The sequence below is a fragment of the Streptomyces katrae genome (genome assembly GCF_000966975.1).
In the GTDB taxonomy this organism is placed as follows: domain Bacteria; phylum Actinomycetota; class Actinomycetes; order Streptomycetales; family Streptomycetaceae; genus Streptomyces; species Streptomyces katrae.
Genome location: NZ_JZWV01001620.1, coordinates 1 through 1,718, shown reverse-complemented (window position 1 = coordinate 1,718; position 1,718 = coordinate 1). Strand labels below are relative to the sequence as shown.

The 1,718-nt window shown below is 75.5% G+C and carries 1 protein-coding gene and 1 pseudogene; both read left to right on the top strand.

The annotated features are described in order from the left end of the window. Positions 1-38 precede the first annotated feature (38 nt). Positions 39-494 (top strand): annotated as a pseudogene (locus VR44_RS48160) (acylneuraminate cytidylyltransferase family protein); the annotation flags it as partial. 318 nt (positions 495-812) lie between these two features. Then, a partial coding sequence (locus VR44_RS48155; RefSeq protein ID WP_045952554.1) for an N-acetylneuraminate synthase family protein occupies positions 813-1,718 on the top strand: 906 nt, incomplete at its 3' end.

Genomic DNA, 1,718 nt, shown 5'->3' with positions numbered 1-1,718 from the left:
CCCCCGCCCCGTGCGCCGCCCCGCCCCCCGCCTCGGGCGTGGCCCCGGGCGCCGCCCCGGGGCGCACGTCCGCCGCCGGGCCCGCCGCGCGGCGGACTCCCCGGGTGCTCGCGGTGATTCCCGCCCGGGGCGGGTCCAAGGGGGTGCCCGGGAAGAACACCGCGCGCGTCGGGGGGATCCCGCTGGTCGCGCGGGCCGTGCGGGCCTGTCGGGGCGCCCCCACCGTCACCGACGTGGTCGTCTCCACCGACTCCGGGACCGTCGCCGCCGCGGCCCGCGGCGCCGGCGCCCACGTGATCGCCCGCCCCGCCGCCCTCTCCGGGGACACCGCGAGCAGCGAGGCCGCCGTCCTGCACGCCCTGGACGCCTTCGAGGAGCTGCACTCCCTCACGGTGGACGTGGTCCTCCTGGTCCAGTGCACCAGCCCCTTCCTGACCCCCGAGGACGTCGAGTCCGTCGCCGCCGCCGTGGCCCGCGGCGCCGCCGACTCCGCCCTGACCGCCGCCCCCTTCCACGGCTTCCTCTGGCGCCGCGGGCCCGACGGCGCCGGGAGCGGGGTCAACCACGTCCCCTCGTACCGCCCCCGCCGCCAGGAACGCCCCGAGGAACTCCTGGAGACCGGCGCCGCCTACGCCATGACCGCGGCCGGCCTGCGCGCCGCCCGGCACCGCTTCTTCGGGCGGGTCCTGCCCGTCCCCGCCGACCCGGCACGGGTCCTGGAGGTCGACGACCCGCACGACCTCGCCCGCGCCCGCCTCCTCGCCCCCCTCCTCGACCCCGCACCGGCACCCGACAGAAGGACACCCGACGCCATGACCGTCGCCCCCCTCAACCCCCGCCTCCGCACCCTCGGCACGCGCATCGCCGGCCCCGGCCGCCCCGTCTACGTGGTCGGCGAGATCGGCATCAACCACAACGGCGACCTCGGCACCGCCTTCGCCCTGATCGACGCCGCCGCCGAAGCCGGCTGCGACGCCGTCAAGTTCCAGAAGCGCACCCCCGAGCTGTGCACCCCCCGCGACCAGTGGGACGTCGAACGCGACACCCCCTGGGGCCGGATGACCTACATCGACTACCGCCACCGCGTCGAGTTCGGCGAGGCCGACTACCTCGCCCTCGACGAGCACTGCGCCAAGCGCGGCATCGACTGGTTCGCCTCCCCCTGGGACACCGAGGCCGTCGCCTTCCTGGAGAAGTTCGACCTCCCCGCCCACAAGGTGGCCTCCGCCTGCCTCACCGACGACGAACTGCTGCGCGCCCTGCGCGCCACCGGCCGCACGGTCGTCCTCTCCACCGGCATGTCCACCCCGAAGCAGATCAGGCACGCCGTCGAGGTCCTCGGCAGCGACAACATCCTCCTCTGCCACGCCACTTCGACGTACCCGGCCAAGGCCGAGGAGCTCAACCTGCGGGTGATCAACACCCTCCAGGAGGAGTACCCCAACGTCCCCGTCGGCTACTCCGGCCACGAGACCGGCCTGCAGACCACCCTGGCCGCCGTCGCCCTCGGCGCCGTCCTCGTCGAACGGCACATCACCCTCGACCGCGCCATGTGGGGCTCCGACCAGGCCGCCTCCGTCGAGCCCGGCGGTCTCACCCGCCTCGTGCGCGACATCCGCACCATCGAGGCCGCCCTCGGCGACGGGGTCAAGAAGGTCTACGACTCCGAACTCGCCCCCATGAAGAAGCTCCGCCGCGTCCAGGGCACCCTCCCCGCC